Raw genomic sequence first — 19806 nt, 5'->3', positions numbered from 1 at the left:
GTCGCGACCGGCACCCCCGGCAGGATGATCCCTCACCGAGGCGGCCCCACCCGACCGTGCACAGTGACCGTCCCCACATCTGCGTTAGAGTCGCAGTGATCAACTGTTCGCTCAGCGATGCAAAGGACACTCATGGATCTCACGAACACCGTCGCCCTCGTCACCGGCGGAGCCTCCGGTCTCGGCCGCGCCACCACCGAACGCCTCCTGGCTGCCGGCGCCCAGGTCGTCATGGTCGACCTCAACGCCGAGGTGGGGCAGCAGGTCGCCGCCGAACTCGGCGACTCCGCTCACTTCGTCACCGCTGACGTGACGAATGAAGAGCAGGTTCAGGCCGCCGTCGACACCGCGACCGGGCTCGGCGCTCTGCGCGTCGTCGTCAACTGCGCGGGCGTCGCGACCCCCGGCAAGCTCGTCTCCCGCAAGGGGCCGCTGCCGCTCGAGGCATTCCAGAAGGTGTTGAACATCAACATCGTCGGAACCGTCAACGTCTGCCGCCTCGCCGCTGCGGCCATGCAGCAGCAGGAGCCGGACGGCGAAGAGCGCGGAGTCATCGTCAACACCGCCTCCGTCGCGGCCTTCGACGGCCAGATCGGCCAGATCGCCTACTCGGCGTCCAAGGGCGCCGTGGCCGCCGTGACATTGCCAATGGCTCGCGAACTCGCCGCCTCTCTCATCCGTGTCGTCACCATCGCCCCCGGCATCTTCGAGACCCCGATGATGGCCGGTCTGCCCGCCGAGGCGCAGGAATCCCTCGGCAAGTCCGTGCCGCACCCGGCCCGACTGGGCAAGCCCGCCGAGTACGCGCAGCTCGTCGAATCGATCGTCGCCAACCCAATGCTCAACGGGGAGACGATCCGCCTCGACGGCGCCATCCGCATGGCTCCGAAATGATCGACTAGGGAGGCTCAGCGGCGGGCGTTGACGAGCAGCGCCAGCTGCACCCGAGAGGTCACCTCGAGCTTGTCGAAGATGCGCGCCAGGTGGGTCTTCACCGTCGCCGTCGAGACGAACAGTGCCCTGGCCACCTGCGCGTTCGTCAAACCCTGGGCGACCGCCTCGGCGATCTCCCGTTCTCTGGTCGACAGATTTGCCAGCGGATCCTGACCCGACGCCGAGGCGGACGGACGGGACGACATCAATGTGGCCAAGGCGGTCGCCGACAGGGTGCGGGTGCCGTCGGCTGCCGCCCGAACGGCGGTGATGAGCTCTTCCGGCGGGGTGTCCTTGAGGATGTAGCCAGCCGCCCCGGACTGCAGAGCGCGGTGGATGAAATCGTCGGTCCCGAAGGCCGTGAGCATGAGCACCTGCGGATGTTCGGGATCGGACAGCAGCGTCTGCGCGGCCTCGAGCCCGTCGAGTCGGGGCATCCGGATGTCCATGAGCACGAGGTCGGGACTCAGCCGACGGGCGAGGTCGATGGCTTCGACACCGTCGACCGCCTCGGCGACGACCTCGATATCGGCCGCCGCGCCGAGGAGGAGCTTGAGGCCCGAGCGCATGAGCGATTCGTCGTCGGCGATGATTACCCGAATGCTCATGGCTGCGTCTCCTGCTCGTCGGGGGAGTCGATCGCACCGGCAGTTCCCCGGGCGTCGCCGTCCGTGAAGATGTCGGCATCGACGGGGATGCGGGCACGGAGGGTGAACTCCGGGGTCGTCGTCACCGTGAGATCGCCTCCCATGGCCTCCATTCTCTCCCGCAGGCCGAGCAGTCCCAACCCGGATCCGGAGACGAGCTGCTGCGCTCCCGCGCGGAAAGCCGGGGCCAGACCCGTGTGCGGATTGCTGGCGACGAGCACCAGATGACCGTCGGCCTCATCGAAGCCGACCTTGATCGTCACCGTCTGGCCCGGGGCGTGCTTGACCGCGTTCGTGATCGCCTCCTGGACGAAGCGGTAGATCGTCGTCTGCTCGAGTGCCCCGCACCGGTGGAGCGCCTCGTCGGTCACCGGTTCGAGGTAGCGCAGTTCGGCGGTGTCGCCCCTGGCCGCGACGAGGCGGTCGATGTCGGGGTCGATGACCGTGCCCTGGTCATCACTGCGCAGCATGGTGAGCACCTCACGCAGTTCGACACCGGAGCGACGGGCCGCATCGGCGATGAGTCGGGCGCTTTCGCGGACCTCGTCGGGGTCGAGGTCCTGCCGCACGGACAGAGCACCGGAGTACATTGCGATGACGGAGAGATGGTGGGACAGGGAATCGTGCATGTCGCGGGCGATGCCGCGTCGCACCTCGGCGATGGCGCGGTCCTGCCGGGAGCGTTCGCGCAGCAGGGTCTGCGCAGCGGAGTCGATGAAGCCCTGCTCGCGGGCGCCGCGGATGACGCCGACGATGACGATGACGGCGAAGACGACGCCGTTGGTGACGAAAAGCGGGACTTCGAAGGCGCCAGCAGCCCGTGGGGTCAGGAAGTAGGCCGCAGTCTGAGCGATAACTGCCGTCGCCAGTGCGCCGAAGTCGAGGGCCCAGCTGCGTCGGGCCGACAGAGACACAAGCATGATCGAAGCGGCGAAGGCGCCGAGGGCGCTGACCGTGCCGAGGAGGATGCCGATGATTCCGACGGTGACGGGAATCCAGCCTCCGGGGCGGCGCTGAAGCGATTCGACGGACCCGTCGGCGGCGAGGTACTCCTCGCCTCCGCGGCCAGTAACGGTAAGGAACTCGCGCAGCTTCTCTGCGGCAAGGACCTTCGGCCGCAGCTGTGTGTGCGGAACCTGTCGTCCATCGTAGATGAGGACGATAGGCAGGCAGACGAGGGCGATGAGCCCGAAGACGAGGTGGACGAGGAATTCGAAGAAGAGAGCGTCATCCTGGGCTTCTGCGCTGTCAAGGTCTGGCCATTCGGTTCCGATGACGATGAGGAGCAGGAGCACACCTGCGACAGCGGCGATGCCGGTCCAAAGGAGGGCACGAGCGAGCGGGCGGCGGGCGGGGCGAGGGGTCACCCTTCGAGCCTACCGGTGAGACGGTGGATGGTCTGTCGCCCAAAAGGATGAAACCGGTGCGGGCTCGCAGTCGCAGGCATCCGGCCGACGGCCATCTGACGTGCGTATTCATCCGATCGGATGACATGAATCATGCCCTTGACCGATGGTGGGCGGCCGCCGGTTTCGAAAGGGTGGAGACATGAGAACTCAACCCCACACACTGCACTATCATCGTCAGTTCGCCGCATTGCCGGGCAACCGGTGGTACAAACCGCTCCTCGTGGCCGTCCTGGCCGCGGTGTTCTACCTCATCGCAATAGTCGTCCTCTTCGTCGGCTTCTTCTTCTGGGCACTGTTCGCCCTCGGCGCCGACAGCGACTTCAACGCGTGGTCGGACCAGCTCATCGACATGAACACGACCACCGGCGTCCTCTTCGGACTCATCAGCGTGATCCTCATGTGGCCGGCCGCCGAGCTCGCGACCCTATGCATCTACCGGCGCTTGTTCTCCTCGATGTTCTCGCTCCGCGGGGGCATGCGATGGGGGCGGCTCGGCCGTTATCTGCTGGTCGGCGCGGCCGTATGGGTGGTCTGCGCGATCGTCATGGTCATCTTCTCCGACGGAGCGATGGGCAACCTGACCTCGGGAATCGTATGGAACAGCCAAGTGCTCGCCATGCTCATCGCAATCATCCTCCTCGTTCCCTTCCAGGCGACGGCCGAGGAGATCGTCTTCCGTGGCCTGGCCATGAACATCATCGGCTCATGGCTGCGCCACCCCGCGTGGGCCGTGCTCATCCCCGTGCCGATGTTCGTCGCCGGCCACCTTTACGACCTGCCGGGACTCATCGACGTCGGCATCTTCGCCGTCATCGTCGGCACCCTGACCATCATCACCGGCGGTCTCGAGGCCGGAATCGCCTTCCACATCGTCAACAACGTCTTCGCTTTCGGTCTGGGTGTGCTCGCCGGTGCCGACCTCAATGCGACGAGCGCACCGACGATGAAGGTCGTCATGTCGATCGCGGCTCCGATCGTCTTCGGCACCGTCGTCGTCCTCGATCATCGCCGCCGAAGCGGATCGTCCTTTCGCCGAGGCGGCCCGACCGACCGTGAACCGATCCGTCCCTGCGGGGACAGCCCAGAGAACGAGGAAACCGCGGTGGACAGCGACGTGAATGCGGACACCGAAATGAAAGCGAACCTGTCATGAGCTACTACAGCGAGCTCGCCCAGAACCTGCGCAAGCGCGGGTGTGAAGAAGACCAGGTCCTCACCGTTCTCCACGAGGTCAAAGACAGAGCGGAGGCGGCAGGGACGACACCCGAGGCCGAGTTCGGCACCCCCGAAGAGAAGGCCTCAAAGCACAGCGGGAAGCGCGCGCGGTCCACGGGCCAGACGACGCTCAACGTGTTCGGATTCGTGGGCGTGTGCTGTGTGGTCGTCTACGCCATCTGGCCGGGACTGTTCGATTTCAAGAACCCCGTGCTGTCGAACTTCGCCGGCATGATCGCGCTCCTCGTCCTGCTCGTCCTCGGCGCGTTCGTCGCAGGTTTCATCGACTCTCGTCTGCCGAAGGGGTTCGAGGCTCCGCGGTCAGAAGCCGATCGATGAGCTCGTCTGCAGTGATGCCCTCGGCCCGCGCAGCGGCGTCGATGCGATCGAGCGTCGAAGGCGACAGGGCCGGCGCCGGTTGGGACGACGGCTCGGACGACGACGGTTGAGTCGATCGGGCTGACGTCTCGCCGACGCGGTCGGCGCGCGCAGGCTTCGACCCGGCCCTGAGCAGCAGCGAGGTCAGCGGCACGACGACGACCCCGAGTGCGGCGAGGATCCACACGATCCCGTTGAGGCGGGTCAGCCACTCGAGTTCCCACGCCGACTCCACCCAGATCGTGACGAGAACCAGGCTCGTGCCGAGGCCAAGCAGGCCGAGCGTGATCGGCAGCCCGATCCGCACCATCCAGGACCGGGGCACCAACAGCAGAATGAGCGCGGATATCGAGGCGACAGCGGTGAGGAGTGCGAACGAGGACAGGGTTTTGAACAGGAAGTCCCAGACATCGTAGTTATCCGGTCCACCAAATGGATCGCCCCAGAGGAACCACAGACTCAGCGCCATCGTGACTGCAGCCATGCCGATCGTGACGATCCCGAACCACTGGACCCGGCGACCGATGAGCGTGGCTCCGCAGAACGCTGCGACACTGACGGCGCCGGTCAGAGCCGTGGTGCCGATGACTTTATACGTCGCTTCGGACTCGATGTCGCCGAGGAGGACGATGATCCCGCCGGCCGCAGCCAGGCTGAAGGCCACGACGATGACGATGGCGATCGTGCGCCGCAGGATACGCACCGATTGTCTCGGTGCCTTCGGATCCGACGCCGAGGCGGTCGCCGACGAGGGCGGAGGTGCAGAAGCGGCGGGAGGCGGCTGTGACATGGGGCGACAGTCCTTCCAGAAGGGAAAGCAGGAGGGGACTTCCAGTATGGCACCGGATGCTCGACACGTACCTGAGGCGGTGTTGAGTCGGCCCCACCTGCAGGCTCCCGTCCAAGGCTTCGACGCGTTCGCGCATCCCCTGATGCCGAAACCTCCGCCGAGGTGGCCGTGCACACCCGCGTCCGTCCCCGTGAACACTCACGTCTCGAGGATCTTGTCGAAGCTGGGACTGTGCGACCGTACCCAGATCGTCGTCGCCGCCGACGACTCCGGGTTGGTCGTCGCCGGGAGCTGAGCGGCGCGGTTCGGAGAGGGGCGTGTGCGGGGGACGCCGGCTCGTTGACTACTCGCGGGCGAATCCGGCGCCGAGGTTCTTGACGATGGTCTCCGCCGATCCTTCCTGGGCGCTGCGGTAGCCGGTCCCGGCCCACAGGTGCAGGCCGTGCGGGTCATCGGCCTTCTTCGCCGCGGCCCGGAATTCCTTGGTCACATGGTGCACCGCCGGGTAGGCGTCGACGGCGATCGAGTCGAACGTCCGCACGAAGTCATTGACCAGTGCCCGCGCCGGCCGTCCCGTGAACGCCCTGGTCAGCCGCGTCTCCGTGAACTCGTCGGCGGCGAGTGCGGCCCGATGCGTCGGTGCTGTGCCCGCCTCGTCGGAGCGCAGCAGCAGGGTGCCGACGAGGACGGCGCTCGCCCCAGCACCGAGGAGGTCACCCACCATTGCTTCACCGTCGACTCCGCCTCCGGCTGCCACGGGCAGGTCCACCTCGGCGAGGATGTCATGGACGAGATCGACGGTCGCGCGGTCCTCGATGGTCCGCGTCGGATCGGCCGTACCCGAATGTCCGCCGGCACGCGGCCCCTGGACGATGAGCCCGTCGACCCCGACTTCGGCGGCCGCACGAGCCTCGGGAACCGAGGTGACGGTGGCGACGACCTGAGTGCCGACGGCGTGGAGGCGGTCGACCGCCTCGGCGGTGGGCAGATTGAACGTCAGCGATACCAGAGGAACAGGGTGCTCGGTGAGCCAGTCGAGCTTGTCGTCGAAATGGTCGTCATCCTCGACCGGCTCGTGATCGAGCGTGATCCCGCGGGCTGCCGCGGCTGGTTCGAGCGCACTGACGAAGTCGTCGAAAGCCTCGCGATCGACGGGGACGGGATTCGGAGCGAAGAGGTTGACGCCGAAGTTCGAGGTCGTCTCACGCATCCGTGTGATAAGCGGAGCGAGGGCCTCGACGGTGAGATAGCCGCCCGCGACGAATGGGAATCCGCCGGCCCGGGCGACAGCCTCGGTGAGTTCGGGCGTCGTCGTCCCACCGGCCATGGGGGCACCGATGATGGGCAGTGAGGTCTTCGCGAAGGCGATCGTCACGGTTCTCTCCTTTTACCGGCTGGCCCGGGCTCGGCGTCAGTCGCCGAGCGAGGCGGCCGCGTGGTCGGGCGTGCTCATCGCCATTCTCACACGATCGGCCGCGGCGAGTATGAGGTGACCGCTGGACGGTATCCCTCGGAAGTATCGGTCGGCGGGGCAGAGACTGTCCCCGGCAGTCCTCGCCGGTGCCGGCATTGCCGTCGACGTTCTCACCCGGGACAGTGAGCCGCCTCGGCGAAGAACGGGCGTCGGTAGGGCCACGGTCACATGGGACGGCGAGCTGACTAGGCGGGTGATGATGACGTTCTGCGTCGAAAGATGACGGACATTATGACGTGGAATGACCGCGCGCGTCATGGAGCGCGCGCGTGGGGTCCGCGGCAGATCAGACTGATGGTGACCGCAGAAGCAGCGGTCACCATCAGCGAAGGAAGGATCCGCCGTGAGTTCATTTGCCACCGAGCCCACAACACCCGCCGGAATCTCGACCCGATCGGTGCACTCGGGAGCTACGCCCGAAGCGCACACCGGTTCGGTTGTGGCTCCGATCTTCCAGACCTCGACCTTCATGATGGACACCCCGGGCGACACTCGCGCAGGCTTCGACTACGCGCGCACCGGCACCCCGAACCGCAGCGACCTCGAAGAGGCACTGTGCGAACTCGAGAATGCGACGTTCGCAGCCGCGGTCAACTCAGGCACGTCCGCAGAAGTGGCGGTGTTCTCCGCGCTGCTGGGACCCGGTGATGAGATCATCATTCCCCGCGACGTCTACGGCGGCACGTACCGCCTGCTGAAGAACGAATACGAACGGTGGGGCGTGGGCATCCGCACCGTCGACCTCACTGATACGACTGCGCTGGCGGCCGCAATCAGCGAGAAGACCGCGATCGTGTGGGTCGAGACGCCGAGCAACCCCGGCCTCGACATCGTCGACATCGCCGAGACCGCTCTGCTCGCGCACGAGGCGAACGCGCTGCTGGCCGTCGATTCGACGTTCGCGACCCCGATCCTGCAGCGCCCGCTCGACCTCGGCGCCGATCTCGTCATCCACTCGACGACGAAGTTCATCAACGGCCATTCCGATGTCATCGGCGGTGCCGTGCTCGCCGGTGACGGCACCACCTGCGCCCGCGCCGCCGAGGTGGTCGGGCGTCTCGAGAGCCACCTGGCCTCCGTGAGCCTGGGGATCGCCCCCTTCGACGCGTGGCTGACCCGGCGCGGGATCAAGACCCTGCCGGTGCGGATGAAGGCCCACTGCGAGAACGCGCAGGCCGTGGCCGAATGGCTGGAGACACGCGATGAGATCGCCGAGGTGCTCTACCCCGGACTGCCTTCCCACCCGGGGCATGAGGTCGCGAAGGCGCAGATGAACGGGTTCGGGGGAGTGGTCTCCCTGCGCACCGACACCGAGGAGCGTGCGCTGGCGCTCGTGAAGAGCACGAAGCTGATCACCCTGGCCGAGTCGCTCGGCGGAGTCGAGTCCCTCATCGATCATCCCGCGACGATGACGCACCTGGCCGTGGCCGACTGCGAGCTGAGCATCGACGGGGCGTTCATCCGCCTCTCGGTCGGCATCGAGGACATCGACGACATCCTCGCCGACCTCGCGCAGGCCCTCGACGCGACGGCGGGAGCTGTCGGTGGAGGTGCGGCTTCGGCCAACGGTGCCGCGGGCGACTCGGACCGCGAGGCATCGTCAGAGACTCGTCCTGCCGTTGCAGCGGTGTGATGCGTCGGTAACGGCGCAATCAGCCGTCACCGGGGTGTTCTGTCGCTGACGGTGGCGAATGGTGGGTCCGGTCACTGCCGCGGGGGAAAACCCGATGTGGGGTCGGAGGTCTTCGTGCTGTTGGCCGCGACGTCACTCCCGTAGCGTTATTGCTATGAGTGAGAAGACCCCCGAGAACCCGCAGGATCAGGAGCCGCATGGCACCGATCCGGTGGAGCCTCAGATCCCCGACGCCGAGGCGGCCCCCAGCGCCGGTGGGCGCGAAGAATCCATCAGCGCCGAGGCGATCGTCAACGCCCCGCCGACCACAGAGATAGATGAGCCGACGGCCAGCCAGGCCGGAGAGTTCCGGACCAAGCCGCTCGATCTCGACGTGCCGTTCGCTTCCGGTTCGACTCGCCAGTGCCCGCAGCAGTCGCAGGCTTATGGACAGTCGCAGGATCCCCAGCAGCCGACCAGGCAGTGCGCACAAGCGCCGCCCCGCGTCTGTGAGCAAGGGCCGCAGGCCCCACAGACTCCGCAAACCGGGCAGACTCCGCCGCCCGGACAGGCTCCGGCGGCCCACCTCGCATCCCCGAACCGCGCCTCAGCACCCAGCCACTCCGCTCCTCGCACCTACCCCTCGGCCCCGGCCTCCTATGGCCCCGCCGGACAGCAACCCCAGCAACCGCGGCAGCCCCAGCAACCGCGCCAACAGCGACCACCCCGCCAGGGGCCGCCTCCGATGCCACCCCCACGACCACCTCGGCGAGGGAGGCAACGCACCGAACCCGCCCCGGTCACCGGCTCACTGCCGCTGAGCCGGGACGAGGTCACCGAGATCCCCGCCGACGGGCCCATCACCTGGCCCAAACGCCCCACCGGAATCATCGGCGTCGCGAACCTCGTGCTCTCCGCCGTCCTCGCCCTGATCTGGGCGTGGATCCCGCTGGGACTGCTGTTCACCGGAATCGGCGGAATCTTCGCCCTCGGGCTCGGCGTTCTCGCCCTCCTCGTCTGGGTCCTCGTTCAGCAGGGCGTGAACAACGCCGAACGCTACCGGGCCGAACTCATCTACTCCGATAAGATCCCCGTCCCGAAGATCGAAAGCAGCAATCGCGATCCCGGCATGGGCCGCTTCCTCCACAACCGCTGGCTGCAGGTGAAATCCGGTGCCTTCTGGCGCTCGACCGCCCACCACTACATCAAGATGCTCCTCGGCCTGATCGTCGTCGCCGGCACCATCGCCGCAATCTGCGGATCGATCTTCGGCATCTTCGCCGCCATCAACCCCCATGGAGTCAACACCTTCTTCATCGGCGAAACCATCGACGGTCCGGCCCGCATCGGTGTGGCCATCGGCTCCGTCATCGTCCTCGCCAGCTCCCTGGCCATCCTGTGGTTCGCCCCGCTGCTCGATCGCGCCCTCGACCGGGCGCTGCTCGCCCCGGCCCGCACCGTGGCGCTGCAGGCCGAAGTCACGGAACTCGATCGGGCCCGAATGGCCGGCCTCGAGGCGGCCGCGGCGGAACGTCTGCGCATCGAACGCGACCTCCACGACGGAGCCCAGCCCCGCCTCGTCGCCCTGACCATGACTCTGGGAATGGCGAAGACGAAGATCGACTCCGATCCGGAGAAGGCGAAGGAACTCGTGGCCGAAGCCCATACCGAAGCAAAGGGCATCGTCAACGAACTCCGCCAGCTGGCCCGCGGAATCCACCCCGCTGTCCTCACCGACCGCGGACTCGACGCCGCAGTCTCCGCCCTGGCCGGACGGTCGACGATCCCCATCGACGTCGATGTCCGCCTCGAGGGGCGGATCGGACGCGAAGCCGAGGCCGTGTCCTACTTCGTCGTCGCCGAATGCCTGACGAACATCGCCAAGCACTCCGGCGCCACCCGCGCCAGCGTGTTCATCGCACCGACCGAGAGCGGTGTGCAGATCGTCGTCACCGACAACGGCCACGGCGGTGCTCGTGTCGACCGCACCGGGCGTCACACCGGGATCGCCGGTCTCATCGACCGGGTCGAAGCCGCCCGTGGCACACTGAACCTGACCAGCCCCGCAGGTGGGCCAACGACTGTAGTTGTGGAGGTGCCATGCGCATCGTAATCGCTGAAGACTCCGCCGTCCTGCGGGCCGGACTCGAAAGGCTGCTCGCCGACGCCGGGCACGAAGTCATCGCCGCCGTGCCCGACGCCAGTGAACTCCTCGCGGTCGTCCACAACGATCCGCCGGACCTCGCCGTCATCGACGTGCGCATGCCCCCGACGTTCACCGACGAAGGCATCCGCGCCGCCGTCCTCATCCGCAAGCAGAACCCGGACGTCAAGGTCCTCGTGTTCAGCCAGTACGTGGAGGAGCAGTACGCGTCCGAACTCATCGCCGAGAACACCGGCGGCTTCGGCTACCTGCTCAAAGACCGAGTCGCCGATGTCGAAGACTTCCTCACCGCCGTCGACGAGGTCGCCGGAGGCGGCACCGTCCTCGACCCGGAGGTCGTGTCCCAGATCCTGGTGCGCACGCGCAAGAAAGACGGACTCTCGACTCTGAGTCCTCGGGAACTCGAAGTCCTCCAGCTCATGGCAGAGGGCAAGTCCAATGCCGCGATCGCCCGCACCCTGTACCTCAGTGCCGGTGCCGTAGAAAAGCACATCTCCTCGGTGTTCACGAAGTTCGGCCTCACCGCCGACACCTCGGAGAACCGCCGGGTCCTCGCCGTCCTCACATTCCTCGGAGCCTAGAATGCCTGCCACAGTGCGCATCAGCGAATCCGCCCGCGTCGGTCTGCGCGCGGTCCTCGTCGTCCTCGCCGCCGTCGTCCTCCTCGTCCCCGTCATCGTCAGCACCGCCCAAGCCGCTTCCCGCCTCGACTACGGGCGGATCGAATCGTCCGAACCGCTGCCGAAGGCGATGAAGGAACTCAAGATCGGCCTCGACTCCGGTGGTGCCGTCGACATCAAGACCGCCGACGTCGCCGAGGCGACCGTGAAGCTCACCGGCACCGGTCCCCGTGACAGCTCCGCGGACCTTGAGGTCGACAGTCGAGCCGATACCGCCGAGGTGGCCGTGAAGAACGGCGGGAAACTCGAGAACACCCGGTTGACCGTCACCATCCCGACCAGTGAGGCGAAAGACCTTGCGCTGGACTTCGACGGCAACTACGGCCGGTTCGATGTCACCGGCGACTTCGCCGAGATCAACGCCGATACCGGCGGTGGAACCGCGAACGTGACCGGTTCGGCAGAGAAGGTGCGGACCACGAGCGATTGGGGTGCCACCTACCTGGACGGAGACTTCGGGACGGTGTCGGCCAAGACCGGGGTCGGTGCCATCGAAGGCGAGAACCTCACCGTCAGCGACCGCATCGACGTGGTCAGTTCGACGGGAACCGTCGACCTCGACTTCACCGATCAGGCGATGCCCACCGGCGGAATCATCGCGAAGACAGAAGAAGGCTCGATCGACATGCGAGTGCCGAATCTCAAGCTCACCTCAGAAGAGCTTGATAAGGACTTCTTCTACCGGATCAACGCGAAGTCCAATGACGGCACCGTCGACCTCGCTTCCGATCTGAAGAAGTACGATGTGGCGGACGACCCGAAGGAAGCCAAGGGCAAGATCCTCGTTCCGATCTCGGCCACAGCCGATACTGGTACCGTCACAGTCAACCAGAACTGAGAAACGACCGGCGCACGGGCGGGTTCGAATTCGGGCCGCCCGTGCGGCGTCTGAGGGGTCGACGATCATGCAGATCACCGTCTATGGAGCCACCGGAACCTTCGGCGCGCAGTTGGTGCCCCAGCTGCGGGAACGCGGTCACAGAGTCATCGCCGCTCATCGCGGGAGCGGGGTCGACACGGTGACCGGTCAGGGAGTCGCCGAGGCGGCCGAGGGCAGCGACGTGCTCGTCGACTGCGTCAACCAGCTGACGATGAACGCCCAGAAAGCCATCGACTTCTTCTCACGCAGCTCCCGTTCGATCGCCGAGGCGGCGGCCGAGCAGCCCGGCACCTCCGTGGCCGTCCTGTCGATCGCGTTCCGCCCCGAGGCCGCCGAGTCGCGGCTGATGGGCTATTACCAGGGCAAAGCCATGCAGGAGCGGATATTTCGCCGGCTCGTCCCGGACAAGCGGCTGCTGATGTTCCGGTCGGCTCAGTGGTTCGAACTCGTCGACACGATGACGGTCAAGGCCGGGCCGCTGCGCTTCGTGCCGAAGATGCGCGTGCAGGCCCTGGCCGTCACCGAGGCGGCCCGCATGATGGCCGAAGCCATCGACGCACGCGAGCGCGGCACCATCGAGGTCGCCGGTCCTGAGATCAGCGACTTCGCCGAGATCGCCCGCCGACTTGCCATGGCACGTGCCCGGAGAGATGGGACCAGGCGTTCGAGGGTCGTGGGCATTCCCCTGCCCGGACCGATGGCCCGTGACGGCCTCATCCCACCGTCACCGAGAATATCCGATAAGACCGTCGACGAATGGCTGCGGTCGGTCTGAGTCCCAGATGAGGCGCTGAACCGGGTGCGAGGCGCTGAACTCCAGGCACAATGCACAACCCCGATCTCGGGGAACGGCGTATTATCCGTTCCGGAGGTTGTCATGGATTGGATGGAATACGGGCTCAACTGGGTCGATGCGGTCAGGATCGTCGTCTCATGCGTGGCCTTCTACTTGGGGATCATTCTGCTCTTGCGCATCTTCGGTCAGCGCACTCTGGCGAGCCTGTCGAGCTTCGACGTGGCCGCGATCATCGCGATGGGAGCGATCATCGGGCGGTCCATCCTCGGTGATACCCCGACCCTGGCCGCGGGCATCCTGGGTCTGGCGACCCTGCTGATCCTGCAGGCGCTCAGCGGATTCGGCCGACGCTTCGGATTCGTGCGCAGCGTCGTCAACTCCCCGGCGGTGGTGCTCATGGCCGGCCCTGAGATCCTCACGGACAACCTGTCGAAGAGCCACGTCGACCATGACGAACTCATCGCCAAACTGCGATCGGCCGGCATCCGCAACCGCGACGAGGTGGCGTGCGTGATCCTCGAATCGACCGGTCAGATCAGCGTCATCCGACGCGGCGCACCCATCGCCGAGGAGATGCTCACCGGGGTCGTCGGCGCCGACCGAGTGCCCCGCGACGGCTGAGACTCAGTCGAGCCCGAGCACCTTCGCGCCGTTGGTCCACAGCACCGAGCGCATCCAATCATCGCCGAGGCCCAGGGCGGTCAGGCCTGCGATCTGGTCGACGTAGGGGTAGGGAATGTTCGGGAAATCAGAGCCGAGGATGACCTTGCCCTCAAGCTTGGCCAGGCGTTCGCGGTAGGCGGGGGTCACCTCGGCGGGGGTGGAGAAATACCCGGTGGCGAACATCGTCGTATCGAGATAGACGTTGTCGAATCTCTCTGCGAGATCGGCGAACTCGCCGTACTCGGGCATGCCCATATGGGCGATGACGAACGTCAGCTGCGGGAACTTGGCCAGGACGTTCGCCACCGCCTGCGGCCCGGTGTACGTGCCCGGCAGGGGAGCGGATCCGGCGTGGATGACGATCGGCACTCGGGCTTCTTCGAGCGCCTTCCACGCGGGGCCGAGGACCTCATCGTCGGGGGAGAACACACCGACCTGGACGTGGACCTTGAACAGCTTCGCACCGGCGGCAATCGCGGCCGGGACGTAGTCGGCTGATTCGGGTTCGGCATAGAGGGTGCCGCAGTGGATGACATCGTCGTGGGCGCCGGCGAACTCGGCATTCCATTCGTTGAGCCACGCGGCCATTCCGGGTTTGTGCGGGTAAGTCAGGGCCGGGATCGCGCGCAGGCCGAGCTCGCGGACGATATCCAGGCGGGTGTCCGTGTCGTACCGGTAGGTGATCGGCCAGTCGCGGCCGTAGTTGTCCGCGGCATTGTCGAAGTACTCCCACACCTTGTCGAGCACGTTCTGCGGAAGGAAGTGGACGTGGATGTCGGCGAGGCCCGGCAGGCCGAGGGCGCGGACGTAGTCGGGGACATCGGCATCAGTGCGCGGGGGAGCGGTCATCGTCTCCGGGACCTCGAAAGTCCGACCGATCGTCGTCTCCGGGGCAGGGTTCGCGGTCGGGGGAGTGGGTGCGGTCTGGGCTGCCGAGGGGGTCTGAGTCGCTGCGTCATCGGAGTCGTTCATGGCCCCACTCTATGGCCTCGCCGCCCAGGTCTTCACGGGTGGTCGGTATTCAGCGCTCGCCCATGCCCGACGCATAGACTGCCCGCATGAGCCTGCGCGATCCGTTCACGATCCCCACTCCGTCCCAGGTCAGACCCGTGGGGAAGGCGCCGTACTGGACTCCGGGGCAGACCGTGGCCTGGACCTTCCGGCGTTTCGATTTTGACCGCGACCTCGCCGAGGTGGCCCGCCCGATGCGTGTCATCGCCGACGGGCCGTCCGGCTCTGTTCTGTGGTTGGCCGGGGGTACGCCGACGCAGGAGACCCGCATCGTCGGGTGGGAGGACACGAACGCCCACGATGTGCCGTTGAAGGCACGGTTCCGACCACTGGCCGAGGCGCCGACAAGGATCAATGTCGAGGGCACGTGGCGGGGCCGTGGTGTGCTCAAGATCGTCCCGCCCGAGGTTCCGTTCTCCGTGTGGGTGCTGCTCAAAGATGCTGGGGATGATGTCGATCGTCCAGAGTCTGGCGGCGTGCGGGTCGAGTGGTACATCAATCTTGAGTCCACGCACCGACGCACCGATGATGCGCTGTTCACCAGCGATCACATCCTCGACATCACCTTCCCGATCGCGTCTATTCCTCTGCACGCAGAGGACGGCCGGCTCGACCCGACCGGCGCCGTGTTCAAGGACGTCGACGAACTCGCTGCGGCGGCGAATTACGGCGCGTGGCCGAAGGAATGGTCGGAGACCATCCGGGACAATGGCAGCCATCTGCTCGACCACCTCGGCGATTTCGGGTGGGCCTTCGAACTCGAATGGGAGACGGTGGCCCGCGATCTGGTTGGGAAGGCCCGACTTGGTGCCGCCTCGGCGTCAGAAAAATCGTTCGATCAGGAACATCGGGTGATCCCGAATGGTTGTTATGACCGACAGCATCGGTGATCGCCGCGGATGCGCCTGTCACCGCAAAGAAGCACACAAGTGAAGAATGATCTGCTGCTGAAAGGAACCGTCTCCATGACGACCAACCATCGGATTCGCCTGAACTCGCGCCCCGTGGGCGCTCCCACTGCAGAGAACTACCTGCTCGACGAGGTGCCTGTGCCGACGCCGGGCGAGGGGCAGGTGCTGCTGCGCACCCTCTATCTCTCGCTCGATCCGTATATGCGCGGTCGGATGTCGGACGCGAAGTCCTACGCCAAGCCCGTCGAGGTCGGCGATGTGATGGTCGGCGCCACCGTGTCCGAGGTCGTCGAGTCCAATGCCGAGGGCTTCACCGCCGGTGAGATCGTGCTCGGCTACGGCGGTTGGCAGGAGTATTCGGTCGAGTCGACCGGACACTTGCGCAAGATCGACCCGGAGATCGCACCGATCTCCACCCACCTCGGTGTGCTCGGCATGCCCGGGTTCACTGCGTACGCGGGTCTGCTCGAGATCGGTCAGCCCAAGGCCGGCGAGACTGTGGCCGTGGCCGCTGCGACCGGTCCCGTCGGATCCGTCGTCGGTCAGATCGCGAAGATCAAGGGAGCGACAGCCGTCGGCATCGCCGGCGGGCCGGACAAGGTCGCTCACCTGCGTGAGCTCGGGTTCGACGTGGCACTTGACCACCGCACGGGGAACCTGCGGCAGGAGCTGAAGGAGGCGGTGCCGCAGGGCATCGACGTCTACTTTGAGAACGTCGGCGGGGAGGTCTTCGATGCTGTGCTGCCGCGGCTCAATACGTTCGCTCGCGTGCCCGTGTGCGGTCTCGTCGCCAACTACAACCTCACCTCGCTGCCCGAGGGGCCGGACCGTTCGGGAGCGCTCATGGGCAACATCCTGTCGAAGTCGCTGCTCGTGCGCGGATTCATCCAGACCGAGTTCGCCGAGCGTCTGACCCCGCAGTTCCTTGAGGACATGAGCGGCTGGCTCAAGGAGGGCAAGGTTCGCTTCCGCGAGGACATCCGCCCCGGTCTCGAGAAGGCTCCCGAATACTTCAACGATCTGCTCACCGGCGGAAACTTCGGCAAGATGGTCGTCGCCGTGGGTGCCGAGAGCTGAGGCTGTCGGTTCATCCCTGAATCGGAAACGAGGAGGCGGCGTCGGCCAGTTCTGGCCGACGCCGCCTTTCTTTGTTGGTGAAGTCGGTATTGCCGTTCAGACGGGCATGTGCCTCGGCGAACTCACGCGAAGTGAGCGAACACCTCGGCGGGGTCAAGGCCGAAGCTCAGCGCCAGGTTGAGCACGATGCGAGCCTTGCGGGCATCGAGGATGCCAGCGGGCACGAGGCCCGCTTCGAGCAGGCCGATCTCTCCTCCCGGATAGCCGTAGGTGCGGTGCAGGCTCGCACCCGAACCGGTGCGTGAGGCCAGCACCACGGGCATCCTCTCCGCCAGTCGAGCCACAGCGGGTAGCAACTCCTCGGGGACGTGGCCCCCGCCGACCCCGGAGACCACGGCGCCGTCGAGGCCGGAACCGGCGATGAGATCAAGGGTCTCTTCCGGTTCGCCCATCCCCACCTCGGCGAGGGCGACCTTGCTCAGCTGAGACGGACGGGGAAGTCCGGCGAACGGGGATTTCGGAGCCTGGGGCGCGTGGGGGAGGTGGAGGTCGTCCTCGCTCAGCCATCCGATCGCGCCGAGGATGGGCCCGGAGGAGAACGCGGCCGTCGAGGTCGTGTGCGACTTCGAAACGAACCTCGGATCGTGGACTTCGTCGTTGAAGACCAATGATGACGGCAGTTGGCTGACCTGGTCGGACAGAGCAGTGAGGGCGGCGGAACGGACGTTGGCCGGTCCGTCGGCTCCGGGCAAGGTCGGGTTGCGCATGGCCCCGGTGACAGAGATATGCGTGCCCGAGTCATTGAGCAGCCAGAGCCCGAACGCGGACTCTTCAAGAGTGTCGGTGCCTTGGGTGAGGACGATGCCGTCGGCCTCGGTTGAGCGGGCGAGCTCGACGACATCGAAGAGCATCTCGAGGGTGACATTGGCGCTCGAGACCTGAGCGACCTGAGTGAAATCGGCCTGCAGATCCGGCCAGACCTGATCGAGTCCCGATGCTGCAGCGATCTCCGCGCCGCTGAGGGCTGGAGCAACCCCACCTGATGCATTGGCGGTCGACGCGATGGTCCCGCCGAGAGCGGCCAAGAGCAGGTGAGGGGCGGTGTGGAGTGAGGTCTCAGGCATGATTCGAGTCTATCGTCATCTCCCGCGTCAGTGGCCTTTGCTAGTCTCCACGCATGGACCCCGCCACCGTGCTCCGCTTGGCCAACGACCAAGCCATGCAGTACCCCTCGGTCGAGCTCGACCACCCGTTCGGGCCTGACAATGCCGTGTACAAAGTGCGCGGAAAGATGTTCATGATGGCATACGAGCTGCGGGGAGTTCCGAGTCTCAACCTCAAGATCGATCCCCTCGACGGTGAGGTGCTGAGCGACGCCTATGCGGAGATCTCACCCGGCTATCACATGAACAAGAAGCACTGGATCACCGTTGCAGGGGAGGAGGGTGGAGTCGGCGACCCCGGCGTTGCAACTGCCGGCGAGCGTCTCGATCCCGATCTTCTCCACGACCTCGTGCTCGAGTCCTATTGTCTTGTCGTGGCCAAGATGCCCAAGAAGGACCGACCTGTTGACCCTGACACCTTCGGAGGGAGGAACGACAGCCGTTGACCTCACTCGACTCGCGAATTGGCGCGCACCCGCCTAGGCGCAGAGAATAGTTCCTATGTCCGCCCTGTCATCCGCGCTCGCCTACCGGCGACTGCTCGAATCGAATGCCACCCTGCGCATGCTCCGGGCCGACAACCTCGCGGTCATGGCCGGAACCCTCGACGCGCATCTCGGCAAGCCCGGCACCAGGATGAACACTGAGGATCTGCACGAAAGCATCGATGCCGACCTCGAGGAGCTCCGCGACCACTTCGACCTTTCGCTGCGGACAGCGAAGGCCTACTGCGATGACTGGCGTCGCGCCGAAATCCTCGTCCGCCGTCCTGCCACCGCCGCCAGAGGCGAAACCTACGAACTCTCCGCCGCCGGCTTCGATGCCATCCGCATGCTCGAACAGCTGCGCACCCCACCACAGACCGCCACCGAATCCCGGCTGGTCAGCCTCGCCCAATCCGTGCGACAGCTGGCCATCGACACCGACCCGGACAGCTCTCGCCGCCTCGCCTCCTTGCGCGCCGAACGCGACCGCATCGACGCCGAGATCGCCCGTGTGCGCCGCGGCGATCCGCGCTCAGTCGTCCTCGACAGGCGCCGCGCGAACGAACGCGTCTCCGACATCCTCCAGCAGGCGCAGGGGCTGCCCGCTGACTTCGCCCGCGTGCGCTCCCGCTTCGAAGAACTCAATCAGGAACTGCGGGTCTCGATCCTCGCCGCCGAGGACTCCCAGTCCCAAGTACTCGACGAAGTGTTCCGCGGCGTCGACCTCATCGAGTCCTCTGACGAAGGTCGGACGTTCTCGGCGTTCTCCGCCCTCGTCCGCGACCCCGAACAGTCCGCGGCCTTCGACGACGACATCGCCGCCATCCTCGACCGGGACTTCTCCGCCACCCTCTCTTTGGCCACCCGCCGTTCCCTGCGCACCCTGATGCGCCAGATGAAGGACGGGTCTCATGAGGTTTCGGACATCCTCACCGAGTTCGCCCGTGGACTGCGCCGCTACGTTCACTCCCACGAATTCCAACGTGACCGCGTCATGCGCACTCTCCTCCAGGAGGGTCTCGCCGCGGCCGCGCCCGTGTCGCAGGAGCTCAAACCCTACGACGAGATCGGCATCGACCTCGAACTCTCCAGCGTCTCACTCGGCAGCGTCGGCGAGGTCATCCTCCACGACCCCGAGGAGTTCGACGCCGGAGCGGAACTCGGCGAGGCCACGGACTCCGAGATCGACTTCGCCGAACTCATCGCAGTCGCCCGCGAATCCGAGATCGATTTCGCCGAACTCACCGAGAACATCAACTCCGTCGTCACCTCCACCCACGAGGCCTCCGTCGCGGAGGTGCTCGAAACCTTCCCCGCCACACAGGGCCTGGCCAGCGTCGTCGGCCTGTTGTCCCTGGCCAGCACCTATGGCCACGTCGATGTCGGCAACCGTGAAATCCTCACCTGGGCCGGCATCGACGGCATCGTCCGCACCGCCGCGATCCGCCGCCACTACTTCACCGAAGGCATCACCCTATGAGCCCCACCCACCACGACAACGACACAGCCCCCGCCGAG

Annotated in this window: 19 protein-coding genes; 13 read left to right on the top strand and 6 right to left on the bottom strand. The window is 66.2% G+C overall.

The features are described 5' to 3' along the window. The first annotated feature begins 132 nt into the window (after positions 1-132). On the top strand, positions 133-894 hold the full coding sequence (locus tag HK353_RS09240; protein WP_173155457.1) for a 3-hydroxyacyl-CoA dehydrogenase: 762 nt from the start codon (positions 133-135) through the stop codon (positions 892-894). Positions 895-908: 14 nt separating this feature from the next. Here the strand turns inward: HK353_RS09240 and HK353_RS09235 are convergent, their stop codons facing one another. Further along, a complete protein-coding gene (locus HK353_RS09235) occupies positions 909-1541 on the bottom strand; it encodes a response regulator (protein ID WP_173155455.1) in 633 nt (210 codons plus the stop codon). Next, positions 1538-2947 (bottom strand): histidine kinase, encoded by a 1410-nt coding sequence (locus tag HK353_RS17085; RefSeq protein WP_173155453.1) that lies wholly within the window; start codon positions 2945-2947, stop codon positions 1538-1540. The genes HK353_RS09235 and HK353_RS17085 overlap by 4 nt, the downstream gene beginning before the upstream one ends. 181 nt (positions 2948-3128) lie before the next feature. Here HK353_RS17085 and HK353_RS09225 point away from each other — a divergent pair, with 181 nt between their 5' ends. Continuing rightward, a complete protein-coding gene (locus HK353_RS09225) occupies positions 3129-4142 on the top strand; it encodes a CPBP family intramembrane glutamic endopeptidase (RefSeq protein WP_173155451.1) in 1014 nt (337 codons plus the stop codon). Further along, positions 4139-4543: a hypothetical protein gene (locus HK353_RS09220; RefSeq protein WP_173155449.1), complete on the top strand. Its 405-nt coding sequence runs from the start codon at positions 4139-4141 to the stop codon at positions 4541-4543. The genes HK353_RS09225 and HK353_RS09220 overlap by 4 nt, the downstream gene beginning before the upstream one ends. Here the strand turns inward: HK353_RS09220 and HK353_RS09215 are convergent. Together HK353_RS09215 and HK353_RS09210 are read right to left on the bottom strand one after the other, a co-directional pair. After that, entirely contained in the window at positions 4485-5372 is an 888-nt protein-coding gene (locus tag HK353_RS09215) for a hypothetical protein (protein ID WP_173155447.1), read from the bottom strand. The two genes, HK353_RS09220 and HK353_RS09215, sit on opposite strands and share 59 nt — an antisense overlap. Before the next feature lie 343 nt (positions 5373-5715). Further along, positions 5716-6747: a nitronate monooxygenase gene (locus tag HK353_RS09210; RefSeq protein ID WP_173155445.1), complete on the bottom strand. Its 1032-nt coding sequence runs from the start codon at positions 6745-6747 to the stop codon at positions 5716-5718. A 442-nt stretch (positions 6748-7189) separates the two neighbouring features. Here HK353_RS09210 and HK353_RS09205 point away from each other — a divergent pair, with 442 nt between their 5' ends. From HK353_RS09205 to HK353_RS09180, 6 genes are all read left to right on the top strand, one after another. Next, a complete protein-coding gene (locus HK353_RS09205) occupies positions 7190-8479 on the top strand; it encodes an aminotransferase class I/II-fold pyridoxal phosphate-dependent enzyme (RefSeq protein WP_173155436.1) in 1290 nt (429 codons plus the stop codon). Positions 8480-8633: 154 nt separating this feature from the next. Beyond that, positions 8634-10571, top strand: coding sequence for a sensor histidine kinase (locus HK353_RS09200; RefSeq protein ID WP_173155435.1), 1938 nt, complete (start codon positions 8634-8636; stop codon positions 10569-10571). Then, on the top strand, positions 10559-11203 hold the full coding sequence (locus HK353_RS09195; RefSeq protein WP_173155433.1) for a response regulator transcription factor: 645 nt from the start codon (positions 10559-10561) through the stop codon (positions 11201-11203). The genes HK353_RS09200 and HK353_RS09195 overlap by 13 nt, the downstream gene beginning before the upstream one ends. A gap of 1 nt (position 11204) precedes the next feature. Next, positions 11205-12140 carry a hypothetical protein gene (locus HK353_RS09190; RefSeq protein WP_173155431.1) on the top strand — a complete coding sequence of 312 codons (936 nt, stop codon included), beginning with the start codon at positions 11205-11207 and terminating at the stop codon, positions 12138-12140. A 67-nt stretch (positions 12141-12207) separates the two neighbouring features. Next, a complete protein-coding gene (locus tag HK353_RS09185) occupies positions 12208-12957 on the top strand; it encodes an SDR family oxidoreductase (RefSeq protein WP_173155429.1) in 750 nt (249 codons plus the stop codon). A 102-nt stretch (positions 12958-13059) separates the two neighbouring features. Continuing rightward, on the top strand, positions 13060-13599 hold the full coding sequence (locus tag HK353_RS09180; RefSeq protein ID WP_173155427.1) for a DUF421 domain-containing protein: 540 nt from the start codon (positions 13060-13062) through the stop codon (positions 13597-13599). A gap of 3 nt (positions 13600-13602) precedes the next feature. Here the strand turns inward: HK353_RS09180 and HK353_RS09175 are convergent, their stop codons facing one another. Continuing rightward, complete coding sequence (locus HK353_RS09175) at positions 13603-14613, bottom strand: amidohydrolase family protein (RefSeq protein ID WP_342589868.1); 1011 nt, start codon at positions 14611-14613, stop codon at positions 13603-13605. A gap of 86 nt (positions 14614-14699) precedes the next feature. Between HK353_RS09175 and HK353_RS09170 the strand changes: the two genes are divergently transcribed. Both HK353_RS09170 and HK353_RS09165 read left to right on the top strand, forming a co-directional pair. Next, a complete protein-coding gene (locus HK353_RS09170) occupies positions 14700-15542 on the top strand; it encodes a ribonuclease FAU-1 family protein (RefSeq protein WP_173155425.1) in 843 nt (280 codons plus the stop codon). A gap of 75 nt (positions 15543-15617) precedes the next feature. Continuing rightward, positions 15618-16640: an NADP-dependent oxidoreductase gene (locus tag HK353_RS09165; protein WP_173155423.1), complete on the top strand. Its 1023-nt coding sequence runs from the start codon at positions 15618-15620 to the stop codon at positions 16638-16640. A 122-nt stretch (positions 16641-16762) separates the two neighbouring features. Here HK353_RS09165 and HK353_RS09160 read toward each other — a convergent pair whose 3' ends face one another. Next, the gene (locus HK353_RS09160) at positions 16763-17764 is read right to left on the bottom strand and encodes an asparaginase domain-containing protein (protein ID WP_173155421.1); all 1002 of its coding nucleotides are present in this window, start codon (positions 17762-17764) and stop codon (positions 16763-16765) included. A 53-nt stretch (positions 17765-17817) separates the two neighbouring features. Here HK353_RS09160 and HK353_RS09155 point away from each other — a divergent pair, with 53 nt between their 5' ends. Both HK353_RS09155 and HK353_RS09150 read left to right on the top strand, forming a co-directional pair. Further along, complete coding sequence (locus tag HK353_RS09155; RefSeq protein ID WP_173155418.1) at positions 17818-18249, top strand: MmcQ/YjbR family DNA-binding protein; 432 nt, start codon at positions 17818-17820, stop codon at positions 18247-18249. A 55-nt stretch (positions 18250-18304) separates the two neighbouring features. After that, complete coding sequence (locus HK353_RS09150) at positions 18305-19768, top strand: DUF3375 domain-containing protein (RefSeq protein ID WP_173155416.1); 1464 nt, start codon at positions 18305-18307, stop codon at positions 19766-19768. Positions 19769-19806: the final 38 nt, after the last annotated feature.

Source organism: Brevibacterium permense (genome assembly GCF_013280495.1).
GTDB classification, from domain to species: Bacteria; Actinomycetota; Actinomycetes; order Actinomycetales; family Brevibacteriaceae; genus Brevibacterium; species Brevibacterium permense.
This window is presented reverse-complemented; position numbering and strand designations above follow the sequence as displayed.